Here is a 13,443-nt window from a genome sequence, read left to right as displayed (position 1 = left end):
ATGACGAGGCGTAGGTGGGGCCACGCACACTGCTCGACGCGCTGACGGACCTGGCTGTGGTCGTCGGCGCGGACGGCCATGTCACCGACCTGGGCGCCGCGGCTCGCGCCTTCCTCGGTGACCGGATCCCCCGTGACCCGCATCTGCGGGACCTCGTCGAGGTGGTCGACCCGGCGTTCCGTGCCGCGCTCGGCGAGGCTGCGACGGCCGCGCTGGCGCAGTCCGGGCAGTGGCGCGGCTCCGTGGGTCTGGTCGACCCCGCCGGGACGACCGTGCCGCACCACGTGACCATCCGGCGCGATCCGGACGGCGGCCTGGTCCTGCTCGCCCGCGACACGACCGACCAGCGTGCCCGCGAGATCGCCGAGAACGACTCCCGGGCCAAGGACGAGCTGATCGCCCGCCTGGGCCACGAGCTGCGCACCCCGCTCAACGCGATGCTCGGCTTCGCCCAGCTCCTGGAGCTGGAACCGCTCACCCCCGACCTGCACGACGACGTCGAGCGGATCATCACCGGCGGCCGGCATATGCAGGCCCTCATCGACGATGTACTCGACCTGGCCCGGCTGCGCGCGGGTCGCGGCGACATCAACAAGGGCCCGGTCAACGTCCTCGACATCGTCCAGGGCGTGGTGGAGCTGGTCGAGCCGCTCGCCGCGCAGCGCAGCATCCGCCGCGTGATCGACCCGGCCGTGCCGCTCGTCGCCGACGCGGACCGCCGCCGGCTGTGGCAGGTGCTGCTCAACCTTGTCGGCAACGCCCTGAAGTACGGCCGCGAGGGCGGCAGCGTACGGGTCGGCATCGTGCCGATCACAGGTTCCCGCATCCGCATCGAGGTCGAGGACGACGGTGCGGGCCTGTCCCCGCGGGCGATCGACCGGTTGTTCCGACCGTTCGAACGGCTCGGCGCCGAACGCAGCGGGATCGAGGGCAGCGGGCTGGGGCTCGCCCTCTCCCACGCCCTGGTCACCGCGATGGGTGGGGTGCTGACGGTCGCCAGCCGTTACGGGGTCGGCAGCGTGTTCGCCATCGTGCTCGACGCCGTCGACATGCGCTTCGAGGACCCCGACTCCGACGACGACGGCTTCGGGGATCACCTCGGCGGCCACGGCTACCGCGAGACGGGTTACGGACGCGCCGGGTACGGCGATTCCGGTCACGGACGCACCTACGACGGCGAAGCCGGCTACGGTCGCGCTGGATACGGCGAAACCGGCTACGACCGTGCCGGGTACAGCGAGACGGGTCACGGACGCGCCGGATACGGCGAGCCGGGCCACGGCGACACCGCCTATGGCGACACCGGCAATGGGCGGGCCCGCCGTACCGGCACCGGCGAGGGTGCCCACGGCGGGCGGCACGCGGGCGTCTCCGGCGGCGGCGCGGGTGGGGTCGGGCGGCGGGCGGCTCCCGGCGACCTGCGGGTCGTGCACGTCAGCGGCGATCCGGCCGTGCGGGCGGCCGTCGCGGACATGCTCACCGAAAGCCTCGCCGCCGATCCGGTCACCGTGCCGCGGGCGGCCCTCGCGATCGACGCGGTGCGCCGCGCGCGGCCGGCGTTCATCCTGCTCGACCGCGACCTGCCCGACGCGAGCGCGCCCGAGCTGCTCGCCCAGCTCGCGGCGGACCCCACCACGGCCGCCACTCCGGCGTTCGTCCTGACCGAGGACACCGACCCCCGCGAGCGCACCATGCTGCGCCGCGCCGGGGCGGTCGACATCCTCGCCCTCCCGCTGGACCCGGCAAGCCTCGTCGCCGCCGCGACCGCTCTCACCGCCGCGATGACCGCCCCCCGCTGACCCGCTCCCAGCGGTCTCCCGCCCCACTCGGAGGCTGCTGCGACGGCTGGGACGGCTGCGACGGCGAGGTTGGCCAGCGACTGCCCACGGTCGACGAGCGGTTCGCAGCTACCCGGTTTCGTCAGCCAGGAGTTCGAAGTCGGCGAAGTCGAAGCCGGGCGCGACGACGCAGCCGACGAGAACGTGCCGCCCGCCACGGGGCACGGCGGTCTGCCACTCCCCTGCCGGGACGACGAGCTGCGGCACCTCGCCGGCCGCCGCGTTCGGCCCGAGCAGGCCCGCGGGTCCCGGCGACGGCCGGCGGGCCGTGCCGCCGAGGGTGAGCTCAAGGGCGCCACCGCCCTGCCAGAGCCAGATCTCGGCCGAGGCCACCCGATGCCACCGGGACGCCTCGCCCGGGCGCAGCAGGTACAGGATGGACGTCATCACGGGCCGCCGTCCGCCGTGCGCCGTGACGAGGTCGGGGCTGGCCCAGGTCTGGCGGTACCAGCCGCCCTCCGGGTTAGGTTCGAGGCCGAGGGTGCCGATCAGCTCGTCGGCGGACGTCGTCGGGTCGTCGAGGCGGCTCATCGACGGTTCCTCCCCATGGGTCTCAGGGATATGACGGGTCGCAGCGACGTTGCGGTCGCAGAGACGTGGCAGTCGCGGGGACATGGCGGTCGCAGGGACATGGCGGTCGCAGGGACATGGCGGGTCGGCCGGACCGCTCAGGGGGATGGAACCGGCCGTGCCGGCATGATGTCGGCGAGGAGGCGCTCGGCGGCTGACAAGGGGTCGGCGGCACCGGCGAGGACCTGGTGGGCGAGCTCCGCCAGGCGCGCGTCGTGCGGCGGGGCGGCCAGGCGGTCCCGCAGCGCGGTCAGGGCCAGACCCCGGATCTCGTCGGCGGCGCGAGCCAGCCGGCGGCGGTCGAGCTCACCGGTCGCGGCGAGTTTCCGCCGGTGCGCGGCGATGCGCTCGACGAGCTCGTCGATGCCCTCGCCCAGGGTCGCGGCGACGCGGACCACCGCCGGCTGCGGGGCGCCGGCGCGCATCCGGGTCAGCGCGGTCAGGTCGGCGACGGTGCGTGCCGCGCCCGGCCGGTCCGCCTTGTTGACGACGAGAACGTCCGCGACCTCCAGCAGGCCCGCCTTGACCGCCTGCACGTCGTCGCCCGCGCCGGGCGCGAGCAGGACGCAGGTCGTGTCCGCGAGCGCGGCGATGTCGATCTCCGCCTGGCCGACGCCGACGGTCTCGATGATGACGACGTCGAACCCGGCCGCGTCGAGGACCCGCAGTGCCTGCGCGGTCGCGGCCGCCAGCCCACCGAGGCGCCCGCGGCTGGCCAGGGAACGGATGAACACCCCGGGATCACCGGCGTGTTCACTCATCCGAACCCGGTCGCCGAGCAGCGCGCCGCCGGAGTACGGCGAGGACGGGTCGACCGCGAGCACCCCCACCCGGCGCCCGGCGCGGCGGTAGGCCCGCACCAGCGCGGTGACGGTCGTCGACTTGCCGACCCCCGGGGCGCCGGTCAGGCCGACTGTCTGCGTGCCGCCGGCGTGCCCGGCCAGCGCCGCGCCGATCTCGGGCCACCGTCGGGGAGTGTTCTCCACCGCCGAGAGCAGCCGGGCGAGCGCCCGCCGATCACCGCCGGCCGCCGCCGCCAACTGCGCCGCCGCCAGCTCCGCTCCGGATGAGTCCGCCGTGACCGACTCCGCCTTGGTCAGGTCCACCGTGACCGACTCCGCCCCCGTCGGCCCCACCGTGGCCGAGACCGGCCTGGCCAGCTCCGTCGTGGCCGGGCCGCGAGCGCGGTCGGGCAGACCCCGCTCGCGGCCGACACCCACGGCGGAGCCGGTGGTCACGCCGCCGGGACGCGAAGGATCAGGGCATCGCCCTGGCCACCACCGCCGCACAGGCCGGCCGCGCCGAGCCCGCCGCCGCGCCGAGCCAGCTCGTTGAGCAGGGTCAGGGCGATGCGGGCGCCGGACGCGCCGAGCGGGTGGCCGATCGCGATCGCCCCGCCGTTGACGTTGACGATGTCGGAGCTGATGCCGAGGTCGCGCATGGACTGGATGGAGACCGCGGCGAACGCCTCGTTGATCTCGACGAGGTCGAGGTCGGCGGGCGTGAGCCGCTCCTTGGCCAGCGCGGCGAGGATGGCGTTGGACGGCTGCGACTGCAGCGAGGTGTCGGGGCCGGCGACGAAGCCGTGGTGGCCGACCTCGGCGAGGATCGGCAGGCCGAGCTCCTCGGCCTTGGCCCGGCTGGCCACGATGACCGCGGCCGCCCCGTCGGAGATCTGCGACGCGGACCCGGCGGTGATCGTGCCGTCCTTGCCGAACGCCGGGCGCAGCTTGCCGAGCACCTCGGCGGAGGTGTCGGCCCGCACGCCCTCGTCCTGGCTGACGACGAGCGGCTCGCCGCGGCGCTGCGGCACCGAGACGGGGACGATCTCGTTGTCGAACAGGCCGTTCTTGGCGGCGGCGGCGGCCCGCTGGTGCGACCGGGCGGCGAACTCGTCCTGCTCGGCGCGGGAGATGTTCAGCGAGCCGTTGTAACGCTCGGTGCTCGCGCCCATGGAGATCTGGTCGAAGGCGCAGAACAGGGCGTCCTGGTCGATGGCGTCGAGCGCCTCGGCCGCGCCGTACTTCACCCCGGCGCGCATCGAGCGCAGCAGGTGCGGCGCCCCGGTCATGGACTCCATCCCACCGGCGACGACCAGGTCGAACTCGCCGCTGGCGATGTAGGTGTCGGCGAGGGCGATCGCGTCGAGGCCGGACAGGCACACCTTGTTGACGGTGATCGCGGGCACCGTCATCGGGATGCCGGCGGCGACGGCCGCCTGCCGGGCGGTGATCGGGCCGGTGCCGGCCTGGATCACGTGCCCCATGATGACGTACTGGATCGCGTCGCCGGACAGCCCGGCCCGCTCCAGCGCACCCTTGATCGCGATGCCGCCCAGGTCCGTCGCGGTGAAGCTCTTCAACGCCCCGGACAGCTTCCCGATCGGTGTCCGCGCGCCGGCCACGATCACGGAACCAGGCATGGCTGCCTCCTCATCACTTTTGGGACGATCCTCGCCGGCGTCTTCCCGCAAGCCGACGCCGGACGTACCCCTGCGACGACGTCACGGCAGTACGGTCCGGTGCGCTCGCCCCACGGGCACCTGCAACACCACGATAACGTGATCTTGTTCCTGGTGCCCGGCCCGGCGGCGCACCCCGTGCCCGGCCAGGGCCGCCCCGCGGCGGCCGGGCGGGATCCCGCCGCCCGGCCCCGGTCAGGACAGTGCGCCGCAGGCCACCACGAAGGGGGAGGGATCCGCCGGCAGCCGCACCGTGCTGGAGGCGCTGTCCTGGACGGTCAGGCCGTCGGGGGTGAACCCCAGCGTCGTGGTGACGACGTTGAACTGGGTTCCGTCGTTCGAGGTGCCGGTGCTGATCTGCAGGGTCTTGTCGGCGCAGCGCAGGCCGATGCCGGAGTTGCCGTGGACGCCGGCACCGAGAGCCAGACCGCTCGGCGGCGTCACCGCGACCAGTTCGTCGAGGCTGACGTAGCGCAGCAGGGCGTAGCTCTTCGTGCCGTTGGTCACCTGGGTCTGCACCAACAGCTCACCGAAACCGTCGCCGTCGATGTCGACGACCGCGCTGTTCAGCGGGGTGACGATGCTGCCGAGGGGGATCCTGGCCTGCTGGCCGTCCCGGGAGAACCGCACGCGCAGGTTCGTCCCCTCCACGGCGACCGTGTCGGCCTGACCGTCGCCGTCGACGTCGTTCACGCCCGCCGGCTTCGCCACCGGCGTGGGCAACTGCGGGCTGCCCGGGCCGGTCGTGCCCGTCGGCGCGGTCGGCTGCGTGCTGGTGGGGGCCACCGGCGGCGAGGACGCCGACGTCGTCGGCCGGGTCGGGGGCGGGCTCGGCGGCGTGCGGGTGGCCGAGCCCAGGGTCGACCCACGGGTGCCGCCGGAGCTGGAGTGCCCCCCGCCGCCCAGCGACGGCACGGTCGCCGCCCGGCTCGGCTCGCTGAACGTGCTCGGCAGGACCGGCGGCGCGGCCGGCTCGACGACCTGGCTGGACGGGCTCGGCCGGATGGCCACCACCGCCAGCCCGATGAGCGCCGCCATCACCATCCCGCCGACGGTGAACACGGGGATGCGCCAGCGGCGCCGACGGGCGATGCCGGCGCGGATCTGCCGGTAGGCGTCCGGGGACGGCCGGATGGGCTCGACCGCCTCGGTCAGCAGCCGAACGAGCTCGTCCGGTTCCAGCGCGCTCACCGTAGGCCCTCCAGCTTGCCGCTCAAGGCGGACAGCCCTCGGGAGGTGTAGGCCTTGACGGAGCCGACGCTGCAGCCCATCACCGCCGCCGCGTCCGCCTCGGACATGTCGGCGTAGTAGCGCAGGACGACCGCCTCCCGCTGGCGCCGCGGCAGCTCTCGCAGTGCCTGGATGACGGCGGCTCGCTCGACGAGAGAGTAGGCCCCCTCCTCGGCGCTGGCGGCATCGGGCATGGGCTTGGGGGCATGCTTGAGAGCGACGAGTCGACGACGCAGCGTGGAACGTGCGAGATTGACGACGGTCTGCCGAAGGTAGGCCAGGGCCTTGTCCCGGTCCTGCAGGCGTCCCCAGGCCCCGTGGACGCGGATGTACGCGTCCTGGACGACCTCTTCGCACAGGCCGACGTCATCCAGCAGCAACGCGGCAAGACGCACCAATGACCGGTAGTGCTCGGAGTACAAGGCGGTCAGGGCGGCGTCCGCGTCCCGCGCGACGTCGCTACGGGCGGCGTCGCTCCGCGCAGGCACGGGCCGCCACCCCTCCACGACTGTCATGGGCGCGGTCACACCACGTTGGACGCGGACCGAGCACTCGAAGTTGTCCCGAAAGTTCTATCGCGTCGCGCACCAAACAGACAGCCCCCACATCCCGCGACCCCGCCTCCGTACCCATCGGTTACCTCTGCCGCCCTGTCGACGTCGTGTGCCGCCCTGTCGACTACCTGTACTGCCTGTCAGTTGACTACCTGTGCCGCCCTGCCAACTGCCCGTGTCGCCCGTCCGACTGCCCGTGCCACCCGTCCAACCTGCCCGCGCCGCCCGTCATCCCCCCTCGACCACGCACCGCCGGAGGCCGATCGTGAAGGACATCCTCGAAGCGATCCTCGCCCAGACGCCGCCGTCCCCCGACCGGCGAGCGGAGTTCGCCGCGTTCGCGATCCCGGAGTTCTACCGCGGCGTCGTCGTGCGCCGCGAGGAGACCGGGATGTTCGACGGCCTCCCGTCCCAGGACAAGGACCCCCGCCGCTCCCTGCACGTCGACGAGGTGCCCACGCCCGAGGTCGGCCCCGGCGAGGCCCTCGTGGCGGTCATGGCCTCCTCGGTGAACTACAACACGGTGTGGACATCGATCTTCGAACCGATGTCCACGTTCGGCTTCCTCGAACGCTACGGTCGGACATCTCCCCTCGCTTCCCGCCATGACCAGCCTTACCACGTCGTGGGTTCCGATCTGGCCGGAGTCGTGCTGAGGACAGGAGCCGGCGTACACGTCTGGTCCCCGGGGGACGAGGTCGTGGCCCACTGCCTGTCGGTCGAGCTGGAACACGCCGACGGTCACAACGACACGATGCTGGATCCGGAGCAACGAATCTGGGGTTTCGAGACGAACTTCGGTGGGCTGGCCGAGCTGGCCCTCGTCAAGGCGAACCAGCTCATGCCCAAACCAGGCCATCTCACCTGGGCGGAGGCGGCCGCGCCGGGGCTGGTCAACTCCACCGCCTACCGCCAGCTCGTCTCCACCAACGGCGCCCGGATGAAGCAGGGCGACGTCGTCCTGGTCTGGGGGGCGTCCGGGGGGCTTGGGTCCTACGCCACCCAGCTCGCACTGCACGGCGGGGCAATCCCGGTCTGCGTCGTGTCGTCGCCGGCGAAGGCGGAGATCTGCCGATCCCTCGGGGCCGAGCTGGTCATCGACCGGGCCGCGGAGGACTACCGGTTCTGGAGCGACGAACGCACGCAGAATCCGCGGGAATGGAAGCGGTTCGGCCAGCGCATCCGCGAACTCACCGGCGGCGACGACCCGGACATCGTGCTCGAACATCCCGGGCGGGAGACCTTCGGCGCGTCCGTCTACGTGACCCGTCGTGGCGGCACCATCGCGACCTGCGCCTCCACCAGCGGCTTCCTGCACGAGTACGACAACCGGTACCTGTGGATGAACCTGAAGCGCGTCGTCGGCTCCCACTTCGCCAACTACCGGGAGGCCTGGGAGGCCAATCGGCTCATCGCCCGGGGGATGATCCATCCCACCCTCTCCCGGGTGTACCCGCTCGCCGAGACGGGGCAGGCCGCCTACGACGTGCACCGCAACACCCACCAGGGCAAGGTCGGCGTGCTCTGCCTGGCCCCCGCCGACGGGCTGGGTATCCGCGACCAGGAGTTCCGCGCCCGCCACCTGACCGCAATCAACCGGTTCCGTGGCGTGTAGCCAGCGAAATCTCGACGGGCCCGATGCCCGGCTGGCGTCACGTTCACATTGACGGTCTGAGATGCTGAGGTCCTATGACCGAGCACACGGATCTCATCCCGATGGCCGGCGAGACCGACGGGCCCCCAGCCTTCGATCTGGTCCGCCGTGGCTACGACCCCAACCAGGTCACCCACCACGTGAACTGGCTCGTCGAGCAGCTCCGCGAGGCCGAGGCGCACCGGGCCGCGGCCGAGGCCGCCGCCTCGGAGGCGGCGACCGAGGCGGCCCGCGTGCGCGACGACCTGGCCGCGAACCGTCCCGCCTGGGAGGAGTTCGGCGGCCGGGTCACCCAGATCCTCCAGCTCGCGGAGGAGGAGGCGGCCACCGTCCGCGCCGAGCGGACCCGCGAGGCCGACGCCCAGCTCGAGGAGGCCCGCCGGATCGTCACCGAGGCCGAGGCCGCCCGGGAGAAGACGCTGCGGGAGGCCGACGAGCAGGCCGCCTCGATCGTCTCGACGGCGCGCGCCGAGGCCGAGCGGATCGTCGAGATCGCCCGGTCCACCGCGGCGGCGGCCGAGGACGAGTCGAAGCGCCGGCTGGCCGATCTGGAACGTCAGCGCGAGCAGGTCACCACCCAGCTCGCCGCCCTGCGCGAGCAGGTGACGGCCCAGCTCGGCGCGCTGCGCGACAAGCTCACCGCCGCCAGCGCCTCGATCGCCTCGATCGAGGCGGCGCCGACCGAGGAGCGCAAGGCGATCGGCGGGGAGACGACCGTGCTGCCGGCGCCCGCCAGCGTGCGCAGCGCCTGAGCCCGAGCCCTGCGGCTGGCTCGGGCGGGCGCGCCTTCAGCCGGCGCCCTCCGACCGCAGGCGCGCCGCCCGGCAGCGGCGATCCCAGCACGGGCGATGCCAGTGCCGGCGGTCCTCGACGCGCTCCGGCGGCCAGACGACCAGGTGGGCGGTGCCCGGGTTGATCTCGTGGTCACACCCGGGGCACCGGTAGACCTTCGCCGTCGCCGCCCCGGTCACCGGGCGGACCACCCACTCTCCGTCGCGCAGCACCACCACCGGATCGGGCAGCCACGCCCCGACCGGCCGCCCGCGCCCGTTCTGCCCGCGCGCGTCCCGACCCCGGGTGGGACGGCGCCGCGCCCGACGCGTCACCGACCCCGTCTGCCCGGCTCCCAGGAGCGCGCCCGCCGCGGCCACGGCCACGGCCCCGCCGGGCCGCCGTCCGACTCCGGCGAGGCGACCCACTCGGCTCGGTCGACGACCTCCCCGTCGACGATGCGGCCGGGATCTCCGGCCGGGTCGCCACCACGGCCGCCACGGCCGCCGCGCCCGCGCCCCCGGGCGCGCCCAGCCGCACCCGTGGCGCCCGCAGAACCCGCGGCCCGCCCGCTGGCGCCGCCGACACCGCCCACCCCGCCGGCGCCACCCGCGCCACCGACACCGCCGGCGCCGCCCACTCCGCCCGGAGCGGCGCCGCGGACCCGGTCGATGCCGGCCGCCACGAGCGACCGGGCCACCTTCGCCTTGCGCAGGGCCCCGGCCGGGCTCGCCAGGGCCGAGGACGCGCCGATGAGCACCTGGAAGCCACGGTCGCTGCCCCGCCAGTGCTCGCGCAGGATCGGCTCGCCGGCGCCGACGACCAGCCGGCGGAACGCGAAGGCGACGATGGCGACGTCGTCGAGCTGGCCCACCACGGGGATCATGTTCGTCAGCCGGTTGCGCGGCGACACGAGGTAGGCCAGCGCCGCCGCGGCCTCGACCTTCGCGGACTGCGGCACCCGCGGATCGGCGACGACCCGCCGCAGCATGATGACCAGATCGGGGAGAAACATCGTTATCTCCCGACCGAACAGCCGCACGGCGTCCTTGTCGAGCGTGACCATCGCCGTCGCGTCTCCTCTTGTGCGAACCAGGACTTCCCGCCGACCGGCGACATCCTAGTGCCGCATCCGGCACCTTCCACGGGCGACCGCGGCGCCGGCCGTCATCTGTCAACGGACGGCGCCCCCACGGCGTGCCACGTTCTGTCTGGAACGCCTCGATCTGGCGACCCCGCCGGCGCCGTGTCTCGGGCGGCGCGATCCCCGCCCCGGCACCCCCGGTTCCGCGTCCGGCGGATCGGACTACCGGTGTGGATGTGCGAGAAAGCCCCGGCCGGTCTTGCGGCCCAGGAAGCGGGCCCGGACGAGATGCTCCAGCAGCGGTGCCGGGGCGTAGCCCGGCTCACGGAACTGCTCGTACAGCGAGCGGGTGATGGCGAGGGTGACGTCGAGCCCGACCACGTCGGCGAGGGCGAACGGGCCCATGGGATGGCCGCAGCCGACGGTCATCGCCGTGTCGATGTCCTCGATCGTGGCGTAGTTCGCCTGCAGCATCTTCACGGCGTCGTTCAGGTAGGGGAACAACAGCGCGTTGACGATGAACCCGGCCCGGTCGGCGCAGCGCACCGGGTGCCGGCCCGCCGCCCGCGCCAGCGCCAGCGCCGTCGCCGTCGCCCCGTCCCCGGTGAGCACCGTGGGCACCACCTCGACCAGGCGCATCACCTGGGCCGGGTTGAACCAGTGCATGCCGACGACGTCCTCGGGCCGCCGGGTCGCGGTGGCGCACTCGACGACCGGCAGCGAGGACGTCGTGGTCGCCAGCACGGCGCCGGGCCGGGCGACCTTGTCCAGGTCGGTGAACAGCTCCCGCTTGACCGCCAGGTCCTCGACGACCGCCTCGAGCAGCACGTCGCAGCCGCCGAGATCGCCGAGGTCCGTGGTCACGCGCAGCCGGCCCAGCGCGGCGTCGCGGTCGTCCTCGGACAGCCGGCCCTTGGCGACGGCCGCCGCCAGCGACGCCTCGACCCGGCCGAGCGCCGCGTCGGCGGCGTCCGGCCGCCGGGCCCGCAGGACGACGTCATGGCCCGATCGGGCCAGTACCTCGGCGATGCCCCGCGCCATCGTGCCGCTACCCACGATCCCGACCGACCGAACCCGCGGTGCCGCCCCGCCGACCGCCCCCGCCCCGCCGCCAGTCGCCGCCCCGCCGCCAGTCGCCGCATCACCGGAGGTCGCCGCACCACCGGAGGTCGCCGCGGCGGCTGTCCTCGCGCCACCGATTCCTCCGCCGGGCTCCCCGACTGCGCCGGGATCCGCCCTGGCGGGGCCCTCGGGCGGCACCTGCGGGGAGTCCGTCTCCGGGTAGGTGTAGAAACCGCGGCCGGTCTTGCGGCCCAGCAGGCCGGCCGCGACGAGCTGGCCGAGCAGCGGCGCCGGAGCGTGGAGGTGATCGCGGGTCTGGTCATACATCGACGCCAGGATGGCGTGCGCCGCGTCGAGGCCGATGAGGTCGAGCAGGGCCAGCGGGCCCATCGGATGACCGCAGCCGAGCCGCATCGCGGCGTCGATGTCCTCCCGGGTGGCGAAGCGCGCCTCGACCATCCGCACCGCGTTGTTGAGGTAGCCGAACAGCAGCGCGTTGACGATGAACCCGGCCCGGTCCGCGGCGACGATGGCCGTCTTGCCGACCGCGCCCACCAGCGAGACGACCGCCGCCAGGGCGTCGGCGTCGGTCACCACCGTGCGGACGACCTCGACCAGGCCCATCACCGGCGCCGGGTTGAACCAGTGCATGCCGAGCACCCGGGCCGAGCGACCGGTACCCGCGGCGAGCTCCGTCACCGACAGGGAGCTGGTGTTCGTCGCCAGGACGGTCGCCGGTGGGCAGACCTCGTCGAGCCGGGTGAACAGCGCGGTCTTGGCGTCGAGCCGCTCATCGATGGCCTCGATCACCAGGTCGCAGCCGGCCACCGCGGCGAGCTCGGTGCCGAGGCGCAGCCGGCCGAGCAGCTCGCCGCGAGCGGCGTCGGCCAGGCGGCCATGGCGGGCCGCCCGGTCCAGGGAGTGCTCGATCCGCCCGCGGGCCCGGCCCAGCGCCTCGGTGTCCCGTTCGACGCCGACGACGTCGAGCCCGGCCCTGGCCAGCACCTCGGCGATCCCGGCCCCCATGGTGCCGAGCCCCACCACCCCGACCCGCCGCCACCGCGGGTCCCCGTCGGAGGCGGGCCGCCCACCCGCCGAAACCGTCGCGACGTCGCCGCCGGTGCGGGAGGCATTTTCCGACCTGTCGTGCGAATGCGTTCCCCGCCGGGCTCTTTCGGCCATGCCCTGGCTCCTCAAGGTCGTCGCGACAGCCCGACGACAATGTGCCCGATATCGCGGGCCGCACGGTATCCAACCGCGGACCCGTCGATTCTCCCAGCCTTTCCACCGCCCGGCCCGAGATCAGGCGGAGTTCACCGGTGCGACGAGTCCCTCAGCCCTGAAACCTCTTCTCCCAGCCAGGGGAAAAGAGCGACGAAAGACGAGACCGCCGGCAATGCCGCAATGACCCGTCAGGAATTTCCGCAGCCGACCCCGGAAGAACCGATACTCCGGAGTGTCGCGCCGCCCGACTCGAACGGATTTCCAGCCGGGACGCGCCGGCGGGGACGGGCGGTCAGAACAGGGTCGGAATCGAGGGTTCCAGCCCGCGCAGCTCGTCGTAGTCGACGACGGCACAGCCCAGTCCGCGGTCGGCGGCCAGCAGTCGGGCCTGCGGCGTGATCGACTGCGCGGCGAGGATGCCCCGCACCGGATGCGGCAGCGCCGGGTCCGCATCCAGCCGGACGAGGTAACGGGTGAGCTGCTCGACCCCGTCGATCTCGCCCTTGCGCTTGATCTCGACGGCCACGGTGGATCCGTCGCTGTCGCGGCAGAGCAGGTCGACCGGCCCGATCCCGGTCTCGTACTCGCGGCGGATCAGGGTGAGCCCCGCGGCTATCGCGTCCGGCCGGTCGGCGAGCAGCACCTGCAGGTGAGCCTCGACGCCGTCCTTGCGCAGCCCCGGGTCGACGCCCAGCTCGTGGCTGGAGTCGTGGAGGATCTCCTCGAGGGTGATGACGAGCTGCTCGGCGGCCCGGTTGGTCACCCGCCAGACCCCCGCCTCCTCCGCGATGACGCAGGGCGGGCTCATCCAGTTCAGCGGCTTGTAGGCCCGCCCGTCGGCGTGGATCGACACCGACCCGTCCGCCTTGACGAGCACCAGTCGGACGGCGCTCGGCAGATGGGCGGTGAGACGTCCGACGTAGTCGACACTGCACCGAGCGATGACAAGCCGCATGACGTCACGTTATCGCGACCCCCCTGACCGCCCCGCCGTC

General features: G+C 73.7%; 12 protein-coding genes. 3 read left to right on the top strand and 9 right to left on the bottom strand.

The features are described from left to right. Positions 1-14: 14 nt before the first annotated feature. Entirely contained in the window at positions 15-1,799 is a 1,785-nt protein-coding gene (locus AC5R91_RS24545) for a hybrid sensor histidine kinase/response regulator (protein WP_495393664.1), read from the top strand. A 108-nt stretch (positions 1,800-1,907) separates the two neighbouring features. Here the strand turns inward: AC5R91_RS24545 and AC5R91_RS24540 are convergent, their stop codons facing one another. From AC5R91_RS24540 to AC5R91_RS24520, 5 genes are all read right to left on the bottom strand, one after another. Continuing rightward, the gene (locus tag AC5R91_RS24540; RefSeq protein WP_495393663.1) at positions 1,908-2,369 is read right to left on the bottom strand and encodes a cupin domain-containing protein; all 462 of its coding nucleotides are present in this window, start codon (positions 2,367-2,369) and stop codon (positions 1,908-1,910) included. Positions 2,370-2,506: 137 nt separating this feature from the next. Beyond that, on the bottom strand, positions 2,507-3,646 hold the full coding sequence (gene meaB / locus AC5R91_RS24535; RefSeq protein WP_495393662.1) for a methylmalonyl Co-A mutase-associated GTPase MeaB: 1,140 nt from the start codon (positions 3,644-3,646) through the stop codon (positions 2,507-2,509). Then, the gene (locus tag AC5R91_RS24530; RefSeq protein ID WP_495393661.1) at positions 3,643-4,830 is read right to left on the bottom strand and encodes an acetyl-CoA C-acetyltransferase; all 1,188 of its coding nucleotides are present in this window, start codon (positions 4,828-4,830) and stop codon (positions 3,643-3,645) included. The genes meaB and AC5R91_RS24530 overlap by 4 nt, the downstream gene beginning before the upstream one ends. A 234-nt stretch (positions 4,831-5,064) precedes the next feature. Beyond that, entirely contained in the window at positions 5,065-6,060 is a 996-nt protein-coding gene (locus tag AC5R91_RS24525; protein ID WP_495393660.1) for an FG-GAP repeat domain-containing protein, read from the bottom strand. Continuing rightward, positions 6,057-6,614, bottom strand: coding sequence for a SigE family RNA polymerase sigma factor (locus tag AC5R91_RS24520; RefSeq protein WP_044886710.1), 558 nt, complete (start codon positions 6,612-6,614; stop codon positions 6,057-6,059). Before AC5R91_RS24520 ends, AC5R91_RS24525 begins: the two co-directional genes overlap by 4 nt. A 304-nt stretch (positions 6,615-6,918) precedes the next feature. Here AC5R91_RS24520 and ccrA point away from each other — a divergent pair, with 304 nt between their 5' ends. Both ccrA and AC5R91_RS24510 read left to right on the top strand, forming a co-directional pair. Next, positions 6,919-8,268 (top strand): crotonyl-CoA carboxylase/reductase, encoded by a 1,350-nt coding sequence (gene ccrA, locus AC5R91_RS24515; protein WP_495393659.1) that lies wholly within the window; start codon positions 6,919-6,921, stop codon positions 8,266-8,268. Between the two features lie 74 nt (positions 8,269-8,342). Then, on the top strand, positions 8,343-9,059 hold the full coding sequence (locus AC5R91_RS24510; RefSeq protein WP_495393658.1) for a F0F1 ATP synthase subunit B family protein: 717 nt from the start codon (positions 8,343-8,345) through the stop codon (positions 9,057-9,059). A 36-nt stretch (positions 9,060-9,095) separates the two neighbouring features. Here the strand turns inward: AC5R91_RS24510 and AC5R91_RS24505 are convergent, their stop codons facing one another. The 4 genes from AC5R91_RS24505 to nucS form a co-directional block, all read right to left on the bottom strand. Further along, positions 9,096-9,413, bottom strand: a complete 318-nt coding sequence (locus AC5R91_RS24505; protein WP_495393657.1) for an Rv1322 family protein — start codon at positions 9,411-9,413, stop codon at positions 9,096-9,098. Continuing rightward, positions 9,410-10,144, bottom strand: a complete 735-nt coding sequence (locus AC5R91_RS24500) for a YkvA family protein (RefSeq protein WP_495393656.1) — start codon at positions 10,142-10,144, stop codon at positions 9,410-9,412. Before AC5R91_RS24500 ends, AC5R91_RS24505 begins: the two co-directional genes overlap by 4 nt. A 240-nt stretch (positions 10,145-10,384) precedes the next feature. After that, positions 10,385-12,406, bottom strand: a complete 2,022-nt coding sequence (locus tag AC5R91_RS24495; RefSeq protein WP_495393655.1) for a 3-hydroxyacyl-CoA dehydrogenase family protein — start codon at positions 12,404-12,406, stop codon at positions 10,385-10,387. 334 nt (positions 12,407-12,740) lie between these two features. Next, a complete protein-coding gene (gene nucS, locus AC5R91_RS24490; RefSeq protein WP_495393654.1) occupies positions 12,741-13,403 on the bottom strand; it encodes an endonuclease NucS in 663 nt (220 codons plus the stop codon). Positions 13,404-13,443: the final 40 nt, after the last annotated feature.

Source organism: Frankia sp. BMG5.60 (assembly GCF_059428125.1).
Note: the sequence above shows the minus strand (reverse complement) of the source record. Positions and strands in the feature narration are given on the sequence as shown.

Bases quoted from the DNA above. Each gene is read 5' to 3' on its own strand.
- AC5R91_RS24500 (WP_495393656.1), bottom strand. From the start codon at position 10,144: ATGGTCACGCTCGACAAGGACGCCGTGCGGCTGTTCGGTCGGGAGATA.
- AC5R91_RS24530 (WP_495393661.1), bottom strand. From the start codon at position 4,830: ATGCCTGGTTCCGTGATCGTGGCCGGCGCGCGGACACCGATCGGGAAG.
- AC5R91_RS24520 (WP_044886710.1), bottom strand. From the start codon at position 6,614: ATGACAGTCGTGGAGGGGTGGCGGCCCGTGCCTGCGCGGAGCGACGCC.
- AC5R91_RS24495 (WP_495393655.1), bottom strand. From the start codon at position 12,406: ATGGCCGAAAGAGCCCGGCGGGGAACGCATTCGCACGACAGGTCGGAA.
- AC5R91_RS24540 (WP_495393663.1), bottom strand. From the start codon at position 2,369: ATGAGCCGCCTCGACGACCCGACGACGTCCGCCGACGAGCTGATCGGC.
- AC5R91_RS24510 (WP_495393658.1), top strand. From the start codon at position 8,343: ATGACCGAGCACACGGATCTCATCCCGATGGCCGGCGAGACCGACGGG.
- nucS (WP_495393654.1), bottom strand. From the start codon at position 13,403: ATGCGGCTTGTCATCGCTCGGTGCAGTGTCGACTACGTCGGACGTCTC.